Source organism: Shimia sp. R9_1 (genome assembly GCF_017743775.1).
GTDB lineage: Bacteria > Pseudomonadota > Alphaproteobacteria > Rhodobacterales > Rhodobacteraceae > Shimia.
Genome location: NZ_JAGHRN010000001.1, coordinates 1,340,857 through 1,349,575, shown reverse-complemented (window position 1 = coordinate 1,349,575; position 8,719 = coordinate 1,340,857). Strand labels below are relative to the sequence as shown.

Annotated in this window: 8 protein-coding genes and 2 tRNA genes; 5 read left to right on the top strand and 5 right to left on the bottom strand. The window is 57.0% G+C overall.

The window, feature by feature from the left end; genetic code table 11:
* The first annotated feature begins 49 nt into the window (after nucleotides 1–49).
* Together J7399_RS06480 and J7399_RS06475 are read left to right on the top strand one after the other, a co-directional pair.
* Nucleotides 50–126: transfer RNA gene (locus J7399_RS06480), tRNA-Met, on the top strand.
* Nucleotides 127–359: 233 nt separating this feature from the next.
* Complete coding sequence (locus J7399_RS06475) at nucleotides 360–746, top strand: hypothetical protein (RefSeq protein WP_209084720.1); 387 nt, start codon at nucleotides 360–362, stop codon at nucleotides 744–746.
* Between the two features lie 626 nt (nucleotides 747–1,372).
* Here the strand turns inward: J7399_RS06475 and J7399_RS06470 are convergent.
* Complete coding sequence (locus J7399_RS06470) at nucleotides 1,373–1,885, bottom strand: TetR/AcrR family transcriptional regulator (protein ID WP_209084719.1); 513 nt, start codon at nucleotides 1,883–1,885, stop codon at nucleotides 1,373–1,375.
* A gap of 184 nt (nucleotides 1,886–2,069) precedes the next feature.
* On the opposite strand from J7399_RS06470, the gene J7399_RS06465 reads away from it, so the two are divergent.
* Nucleotides 2,070–2,540 (top strand): YHS domain-containing (seleno)protein, encoded by a 471-nt coding sequence (locus J7399_RS06465; protein WP_209064530.1) that lies wholly within the window; start codon nucleotides 2,070–2,072, stop codon nucleotides 2,538–2,540.
* 101 nt (nucleotides 2,541–2,641) lie between these two features.
* On the opposite strand, the gene J7399_RS06460 is transcribed toward J7399_RS06465, so the two are convergent.
* The 4 genes from J7399_RS06460 to deoC all read right to left on the bottom strand — a co-directional run bounded on the left by J7399_RS06460 (nucleotide 2,642) and on the right by deoC (nucleotide 6,747).
* Nucleotides 2,642–2,718: transfer RNA gene (locus tag J7399_RS06460), tRNA-Arg, on the bottom strand.
* Nucleotides 2,719–2,796: 78 nt separating this feature from the next.
* Complete coding sequence (locus J7399_RS06455) at nucleotides 2,797–3,279, bottom strand: RNA pyrophosphohydrolase (RefSeq protein WP_209084717.1); 483 nt, start codon at nucleotides 3,277–3,279, stop codon at nucleotides 2,797–2,799.
* A 110-nt stretch (nucleotides 3,280–3,389) separates the two neighbouring features.
* On the bottom strand, nucleotides 3,390–5,735 hold the full coding sequence (locus J7399_RS06450; RefSeq protein WP_209084715.1) for an aldehyde dehydrogenase family protein: 2,346 nt from the start codon (nucleotides 5,733–5,735) through the stop codon (nucleotides 3,390–3,392).
* 19 nt (nucleotides 5,736–5,754) lie between these two features.
* The gene (deoC, locus tag J7399_RS06445; RefSeq protein ID WP_209084713.1) at nucleotides 5,755–6,747 is read right to left on the bottom strand and encodes a deoxyribose-phosphate aldolase; all 993 of its coding nucleotides are present in this window, start codon (nucleotides 6,745–6,747) and stop codon (nucleotides 5,755–5,757) included.
* A 249-nt stretch (nucleotides 6,748–6,996) separates the two neighbouring features.
* On the opposite strand from deoC, the gene J7399_RS06440 reads away from it, so the two are divergent.
* Nucleotides 6,997–7,899, top strand: a complete 903-nt coding sequence (locus J7399_RS06440) for a zinc ABC transporter substrate-binding protein (RefSeq protein WP_247742740.1) — start codon at nucleotides 6,997–6,999, stop codon at nucleotides 7,897–7,899.
* A gap of 10 nt (nucleotides 7,900–7,909) precedes the next feature.
* Entirely contained in the window at nucleotides 7,910–8,716 is an 807-nt protein-coding gene (locus J7399_RS06435) for a metal ABC transporter ATP-binding protein (RefSeq protein WP_209084709.1), read from the top strand.
* Nucleotides 8,717–8,719: the final 3 nt, after the last annotated feature.

The following is an 8,719-nucleotide window of genomic DNA, read 5'->3' as shown; positions in this document are numbered from 1 at the left end:
TGAAGGGCGACAGATCTCAAAGCCAAAAATGGCCCAAGATCAAAAGCGTCGCGGGATGGAGCAGCCCGGTAGCTCGTCAGGCTCATAACCTGAAGGTCGTAGGTTCAAATCCTACTCCCGCAACCAACAAATATCACAGTAGATCAATATGTTAAATGCGGCCTGCGGGCGGCTTCTTGCGTTGCTGTTCCGCGTGTGGAGGCGCTGTGGAAGCAATTGGGCAAAGCTAAGGGTGTGGCGAAAGAGAAACGAAAGGTTGGCATTGAGTCTGTTTAGATCAATCAGAGTTTTTGTCGTTCTCGTCCGCGTTTAAGCTGCTCGTAAATTTCGCGCTTTCCGGGAATGGAGTAGGCATAAGAATGCGGAACAAAAGAAATGATTGGCTAGTTTTGGTCATTTTTTTGGGGTCAATTGCTCTCATTTGGAGCATTGAAAAGGTACTGTATCAGCAGATTTCCAGATCAAGTTTTGAACGGTTTTATGATGTATTACTCATAGGAAATCGTTTTGAGTATCTCGCCGAATCTTCCAGCGGTGCGGTGTATTCTTTTGCTGCGTTCTTGGCCGCTGCACCCATCACTCTCTCTGTTTACTTCATCTATTTCGTGTTTATCGGTTTCGACGACGCCGCGATTGAAGAGAAATTGGGAGCCGAGAATGGCGGTTTGAAGATGAGTGTTTCCGTCGCTTGTGGGGGGGGCTCTAGTTTGTTGGGGCGCATTTTTTTCTTCGCTCACAGACTATAAGGGCGGCAAATCGAAAGTGGCATTTTTTCTCACAACTGAAGCAGCGCCTGTATTCTATGGAGGCTTAATTTTCGGCATTTGTTTGGTCGGATATGCTTGCGTTGTTTTGATCCGGAGGACGCTGAAGAAACATGTCTAACGATTTTGGGGTAGACGGGAATTCCGTGGCAGATAGCAAACGGTGCACCGACCGAAATGCGCCAAATCTTTTATTCTCGAAGAATACTAGCAGACGCAGGAAATGCCTTTGCTGACGGCGGTTAATGCTCGGATTGGGGAAAGCGACCCGTGATTGTGCCCCGGATCTAGGCTATCGGGCCGAGAGCTTCTGCGTCGGGTTCCCACGAAACGCCGACCAGAGTGACTTTCCGCTCCTATGCCGGTAATGGGGGCGAGAGGCTTCTTTCGAGCTCCATTATCTGACGACGCCTCTCGCGCCTTGGAGTGACATTGCTAAGGGCATAGTACAGAGTGAGCTTGGAAGGAGTTCCCTAACTACCAGTGTTGAGCATCATTCCCACACACGTAAACAGCGACAACCCGAGCGGCACAGTTTCCCTGTTTGAGACTACTGAACTCCGCTCTAACTATCAACAGAGGCGCCAAAAGGCTCTCAACCCCGCGGTTCACTCGCCCTCTTCCAGAAGGTGTTGCAGCCGGCCGCGCCAGTCTTGTCGGGAAGAGCCGGATTTGCCGATTGATTGAAACCCGAAATAAAGATGCAGGATCACATCTGCCAGCTCTTCTCTATAGGCTTCGGTCTGGCCCACACCCTTGGCGTCCAGAACTGACAAGATACCACCGCGCAGTCGGTCTGCCATGTCTTGTGTCTTGCGGGCGACATCGGGGTTTTCGGGGGCGACCTCGACCATGGCGTTGCAAATAAAACAGCCAAAGCTCGATTTGTCAGAGGGTGTAAACATCGGCATAAGGCAGTCTGTAGCGGAGCTCTCTTCGCATCTACGCAGGATGCCAAGAGTGGTGGTCACGACTGTCTGATCATAGCGTTCCAGTGCCGCCTGATAGACGCTCTCCTTATCCTCAAACGCCTTGTAGAAGCTCCCGCGGGTCAGACCCATCGCGGCAAGCAGATCCGGTAGGTTGGTCGCTTTGTAGCCCTGGCGCCAAAATATCTCCATGGCGCCATCCATCGCCTGGTCGATGTCAAATTCCCTAGGTCTCGCCATTTGCCTCTCGTCTTTCCAAATGTGTCTGCGTGCTCACATCGATGTGATTTGTACCATTCGGTTCCCAATGTTACATCATTCCCCATAAGGAACCAAGCAGTTCCTAACGAGATCCAAAACGCTAAGGAGTTTCCAAATGCAAATCTTCAAGACACTGGTTACCGGCGCAGCTCTGTCTGTTGCTCTCGCAACGTCTTCCATCGCCGCAGGCGTTGAACTGAACGCAAGCTCCACCGGTCTGGCGCTGCAGGGCTACGACCCAGTTGCATATTTCACCCAAGGTGAGCCAACCAAAGGCGACTACCGCATCTCTTCCATCTACAACGACGCAACCTATCGCTTCGCTAACGAAGAGCACAAAGCTGCTTTTGAAGCAGATCCAGAAGCTTACCTGCCTCAGTACGGCGGCTACTGCGCCTTTGGTGCGGCCATGGGCTTCAAATTCGACGGTGACCCAGAGTACTGGAAAATCGTTGACGGCGAACTGTTCCTGAACCTGTCCCAAGACATTCAAGTGCGCTGGGAAGAAGACGTCCCTGGCTTCATCGAGCGCGCAGATACCAACTGGACTGACATCGCTGACAAAGCACCGGAAGCCCTTCAATAACCCCTGACGACTTCCGTCTTCCCCCCCGAGCCCCTGCCTTCCCCGGCAGGGGCTTTTTTGCGCCTGAGGAAGTTCGTTGATGTGTGTGTGGCGGGGGAATGTGGCGACCCCGGCAGGATTCGAACCTGCAACCTGCCCCTTAGGAGGGGGCTGCTCTATCCAGTTGAGCCACGGGGCCGTGGTGTATGTGTTCTAGCGGCGATGTTTTGGAATGTCATGGGCGATGTTTGGTACTTGTTACGCGACCTCGGTCGCTTCAGACCTTCTCAGAAAATTCCGCCACCACTTGGGCATAGACTTCACGTTTGAACGGCACGATGTTGTCGACCAAATCCTCGACCGGCAGCCAGCGCCATTCGGAAAACTCCGGATGATCCACCGCGATATTCACATCGCGATCGGTGCCGTGGAAGCGCAGAAGAAACCACTTTTGTTTCTGTCCACGAAAGCGGCCTTTCCAGATGCGCGGCACGATGTCATGCGGCAGATCATAGGCGATCCAGTCTGCGGTTTCCGCTTCGACCGTCACCAGATCTGCAGAGACGCCGGTTTCCTCTTCGAGCTCACGTAGGGCGGCGTCTTTGGCGCTTTCGCCTTTGTCGATCCCGCCTTGTGGCATCTGCCAGGCAGGGACCTCGCTGTCGAGGCGCTGGCCGACGAACACATGGCCGTCCCCATTCACCAGCATCACACCCACGTTTTCACGGTAGGGCAGTTTTGCGATCTCTTCTGGTGTCATAACGGGCTCCCTGACTTGATGGTGCCTCACTGGTATCGCCCCTGAAAGAGGGTCGCAAATGAAAACAGCCCCGCGCGGGCAGGGCTGTTTCGACTTCCAGAGGGCGGGCCTTATTCGCCGTAAGGCACCCAGATGTTTTTGACCTCGGTTGCAGCCTGCAGGAAGGCACGCCCTTCGCCATCAGTACTCTGCCAATCACGGGCGGCGCCGTTGTTGACCCAAGTGCGCTTCAGGTTGCCGGCGCTTGCGGCCTCAATCTCCTGCGCCAAGTCGGTGCCGGAGAACGACCAAACCGCATCAACGTCCAGATGCCCGGCCAGAGAGCCTGCGAGTTCCGCGTGAGAGCCTGTGAGGATGTTCACCACACCGGCTGGCACATCAGAGGTTTCCAGCACCTGATAGAAATCAGTCGCTGCCAACGGGAAAGCCTCGGAGGCCACCAGCACGGCGCGGTTGCCCATTGCGATGGCTGGAGCCATGGCAGAGATCAGGCCAAGAAGCGGAGCTTCGTCAGCACAGAGCGCGCCAATCACACCGACTGGCTCCTTCATGGCGAGGGCGACGCCACGAATGGGCACGCCATGGGCCTGACCGTCGTATTTGTCGGCCCAGGCCGCATAGGTGAAGAGACGGCTGATCGCGACGTCGACTTCGCTTGCGCCATCTTTGCCACCGGTCAGAGCATCGATGCGGCGCGCGAACTCTTCGCGGCGAGCCGAGAGGTTTTCGGCGATGTAGTAAAGGATTTGCGCCCGCAGGTGGCCTGTGGTGCCAGACCAGCCTTTGGCCGCATGTGCAGCCTCGACAGCGTTGCGCACATCTTTGCGGTTGGCGATCGGGGCCTGACCAAGCAGTGCGCCGTTCTTGCCATAGATATTCTGGCTGTAGCCGCCATCCGGGCGTGCTTGTTTGCCACCGACATAGAGTTTGGGTGTGCGGTCCAGCGGATCCACCGGGCCTTTGTCACCGGTGAAGGCTTCAACCGGTTTGAGCGCTTTGGCGGTGCCTTTGGGCTTGGTGTAGGCGGCGAGCCCTTCCCAGCCCCCCTCGCGGCCGTAGCCACTTTCACGCACGCCGCCAAAGCCGGCGGCGGCATCAAAGAGGTTGGTGGCGTTCACCCAAACCACACCGGCGGTGAGTTTGGGCGCGATGTCGAGCGCAAGGTTGACGTTCTCTGTCCACAATGTCGCGGCGAGGCCATAACGTGTGTTGTTGGCCAGTTGCACCGCCTCAGTCGGGGTACGGAAGGTGGTGGACACGAGCACCGGGCCAAAAATTTCTTCCTGCATCAGTTTGGAAGATGGGGCGAGACCGGTGATCAGGGTGGGTGGGTAGAAGCAGCCTTCCACAGGCATGTCGATGGCGGCCTTGTAGGTTTCGCCTTCGGTGTTGCTTGCAACCATCTCGGTGATGGTTTGCAGCTGCACCGGATCCACCACAGCGCCCACATCAATGCATTTGTCGAGCGGGTTGCCAATGCGCAGCCCGTCCATGCGCGCCTTCAGCTTGGCGTGGAAGCGCTCGGCAATGCCTTCTTGCACCAGCAGGCGGGACCCTGCGCAGCAGACTTGACCTTGGTTGAACCAGATCGCATCCACCAGCCCCTCGATGGCGCTGTCGATGTCTGCGTCTTCAAATACGATGTAAGGCGATTTGCCGCCGAGCTCCAGCGTGAGGGATTTGCCCGACCCTGCAGTGGCTTCGCGGATGCGCTTGCCCACCTCGGTGGAGCCGGTGAAGGCCACTTTGTTGACGTCCTCATGCGTGGTGATCATTTCACCGACCGCACCGTCGCCGGTGACGATGTTCACCACGCCCGCAGGCAGGCCTGCCTGTTGGCAAATGTCAGCAAAGAGCAGCGCGGTAAGAGAGGTATATTCCGCCGGTTTCAGCACCACAGTGTTGCCCATGGCAAGCGCAGGGGCCACTTTCCATGCCAGCATCAGCAGCGGGAAGTTCCAAGGAATGATCTGGCCGCAAACACCCAGCGCTTGAGCGTCGGGCAGTTCTGCTTCCATCAGCTGCGCCATGCCCGCGTGATAGTAGAAATGGCGCTGCACCAGCGGGATGTCTATGTCCCGGCTTTCGCGGATCGGCTTGCCATTATCCAGCGTTTCCAGAACAGCAAACAGACGCGCGTGTTTCTGCAGCAGCCGCGCAATGGCATAAAGGTATTTGGCGCGGCCATGGCCGCCAAGGCCTTCCCATTTGCTCTGTGCCTTACGCGCGGCTTTGACAGCGGCGTCCACCTCTTCTTCGGAGGCTTGCGTCAGGTCTGCCAGTGTTTCGCCATTGGCGGGGTTCTTGGATTGGAAATCCTTGCGCGGTGAGGTCCAAGTACCGTCGATGAAGTGACCAAAGGCCGCGCCTTGATCGACGATCCAAGCCAGTGCATCCGCAGCGCTTTCCGGGGCAGGGCCATAATCCATGGTCTCAAAAATCTCTTTTACGGTCATCGTGTCAGCCTTTCTCGGATCAAGCCATCGCGTGGCGGTAGGAGGCCGAGTATTGGCCGGTGACGTGGTGTTCGAGCTGGCGTTCGATGTCGCTGAGCAGGGAAGATGCGCCAAAGCGGAAGAGGTCAGGCTGCAACCAGCGGTCTCCCAACTCGTCCTTGATCAGCGACAGATACACCAGTGCGTCTTTGGCTTTGGAAATGCCGCCCGCAGGTTTGTAGCCCACGCGGAAACCGGTGCGCTCATAATAGTCACGGATCGCGCGGACCATCACGAGGGTGACGGGCAGGGTGGCATTCACGCTTTCCTTGCCGGTGGAGGTCTTGATGAAATCAGCGCCTGCCATCATGCAGACAAGCGAAGCCTTTGCCACATTGCGCAGTGTGCCCAGCTCGCCAGTCGCCAGAATGGCTTTCACATGCGCATCGCCGCAGGCTTCGCGCATGTCTTTCATCTCATCATACAAAGCCTGCCAGTTGCCCTGCAGCACGTGACGGCGGGTGATGACGATGTCAATTTCTTCTGCGCCCGCTTTTACGCTCTCGCCAATTTCGGCAATGCGCAGATGGTATGGGGAGAGGGCCGCAGGAAAACCGGTGGACACCGCAGCCACAGGAATGCCGGTGCCTTTGAGGGCGTTCACAGCGGTCTCGACCATATCGTGATACACGCAGACAGCACCGGTGGTCAGACCTTCCATGCCAAGTGCGGCCAGCAGGTCGGCGCGGACAGGCTGGGCGGCCTTGGCTGCAAGGCGTTCAACGCGGCCTTCGGTGTCATCCCCGGAGAGCGTCGTCAGGTCGATCAGCGAAATTGCCTTGCACAACCAGGCCGCCTGATAGTCTTTTTTGACAGACCGGCGGCCCGGCAGCGTCTTGGCGCGGCGTTCAATAGCTGAGGTGTTGGCCTGCGCACTGCGCACCCAGTCCAGATCCAGCGCCATGCCGGGGTTGCGCGGCTCCAATGCGGTGGGCAGCTGATGCCCTTCGGAGGTCAGTGTTGACGTAGCCATCGGCCTATCCTGTTGCGAAAAACAGGCTTCAAAATGCCCTACAATATGAGTGCTTGGCAAGGCATGGTGGGGCGCATTCGCTCATTTTTTGACCATATGGTCAGGTAAAAGATGCGAATAAGTCGCAATAGCGTTGACATACTTGAGAATGGTTCTCATATTCAATCTGAACTGGTGAATGAGGGCAGAATGCGATTCTCTCGGCGTGACTTTATTTTGACAACCACAGCGGCAAGTTTGGGTGGCGCAATGCCCGCATTCGCTGCGGGTAAGCTGCAGGTTGTGGCCACCACCGGGATGATTGCCGACACGGCACGCCGCATTGGCGGAGATCTGGTCGCGGTGAAAGGGCTGATGGGGCCGGGTGTTGACCCCCATGCTTACCGCCAGACCCGCACCGATATCGTCGCGTTGACGAAAGCGGATCTTGTGTTGTGGCATGGTCTTTATCTCGAAGCGCAGATGGAAGAGTTTTTCCACAAGCTGGAGAAGCGCGGCACCGTTGTTGCGGTGACAGACACATTGCCTAAGGCGCTTCTGCGTGGCCATGATGACTATGAGGACAAATTTGATCCTCATGTCTGGATGGATCCGAAGCTTTGGGTGTTCGTCGCAGAGCGTATCCGCGACGCACTTACAGAGAAGATGCCGGAAGCCGCTGCGCAGTTTGAGGCCAATACCGTAGAGTTTCTGGCGGAGCTTAATGCGCTGAGTGACTATGCGGCCAACGCGTTGACCTCCGTACCGCAAGAGGCGCGCATTTTGCTGACAGCCCATGATGCCTTTGGGTATTTTGGCCAGGCCTATGGGTTTGAGGTTATGGGCATCCAAGGCATTTCAACCGAGTCAGAGGCCGGTTTGAACCGGATTGGTGAGCTGGTTGATATGCTGGTCGCGCGCCAAATCGGTGCCGTGTTTGTCGAAAGCTCCGTCTCAGACCGTTCCATCCGCGCCCTTGTTGAAGGCGCTGCGGTCAAGGGCCATGATGTTGCGATTGGCGGCGAGCTTTACTCGGATGCCATGGGGGCGGAAGGCACCTATGAAGGCACCTATGTCGGTATGATTGACCACAACATCACCGTGATTTCACGGGCGCTCGGCGGACAGGCACCGGTGCGTGGGATGTCTGGTGATCTGACGGTTGGGTCATAAGGAGAAAGAGATGAGCGTTTCCCTGGCAGCAAACGAGGGTGTAGCGCCCTCATCTTCTTCTGTTTCTGACAGCCCGCTGGCGATCCGTGGCATGACCGTATCTTACGGTCAGAAACCCGTTGTGTTTTCCGTCGATATGACCGTGACCGAAGGCTCCATGACCGCGATCATCGGGCCAAATGGCGCGGGTAAATCGACCCTGCTGAAGGCGGCGCTCGGGATTGTGTCGCCTCTCGCGGGGCAGGCGACCGTCTTTGGTAAGTCACTCAAGTCTGCGCGACACCGCATCGCGTATGTGCCACAGCGCGCCAGTGTGGATTGGGATTTCCCAACCCGAGTGATTGATGTGGTGCTTATGGGGCTGTCCCGAGAGCTGGGCCTACTGCGCCGCATTCGCCCGCACCATATGGACAAAGCACGCGCCTGTCTGGAGCGCGTGGGCATGACCGAATTTGCAGAACGCCAGATTGGCCAGCTTTCTGGTGGTCAGCAACAGCGCGTGTTTCTTGCCCGTGCCTTGGCCCAAAATGCCGATCTCTATCTGCTGGATGAGCCTTTCGCGGGCGTAGATGCCGCCACCGAAAAAGCCATCATCGACGTTCTCAAAGCGCTGCGTTCTGAGGGAAAAACCGTGGTGGCTGTGCATCACGACCTGACCACTGTACCCACCTATTTTGACCGTGTGTTCCTGATCAACACCCGCAAAGTTGCCGAAGGCACTGTAGCGGAGGCCTTTACACCAGACACCCTCCACAAGACCTACGGCGGACGTCTGGCAACCGGGCAAATCGATCAGCTGGAACTTGCGGCAGGCTAACCC

Coding starts and splice junctions, on each gene's coding strand:
- deoC (WP_209084713.1), bottom strand. CDS start 6,747: ATGGCTACGTCAACACTGACCTCCGAAGGGCATCAGCTGCCCACCGCA.
- J7399_RS06440 (WP_247742740.1), top strand. CDS start 6,997: ATGCCCGCATTCGCTGCGGGTAAGCTGCAGGTTGTGGCCACCACCGGG.
- J7399_RS06465 (WP_209064530.1), top strand. CDS start 2,070: ATGCAAATCTTCAAGACACTGGTTACCGGCGCAGCTCTGTCTGTTGCT.
- J7399_RS06450 (WP_209084715.1), bottom strand. CDS start 5,735: ATGACCGTAAAAGAGATTTTTGAGACCATGGATTATGGCCCTGCCCCG.
- J7399_RS06470 (WP_209084719.1), bottom strand. CDS start 1,885: ATGGAGATATTTTGGCGCCAGGGCTACAAAGCGACCAACCTACCGGAT.
- J7399_RS06455 (WP_209084717.1), bottom strand. CDS start 3,279: ATGACACCAGAAGAGATCGCAAAACTGCCCTACCGTGAAAACGTGGGT.
- J7399_RS06475 (WP_209084720.1), top strand. CDS start 360: ATGCGGAACAAAAGAAATGATTGGCTAGTTTTGGTCATTTTTTTGGGG.
- J7399_RS06435 (WP_209084709.1), top strand. CDS start 7,910: ATGAGCGTTTCCCTGGCAGCAAACGAGGGTGTAGCGCCCTCATCTTCT.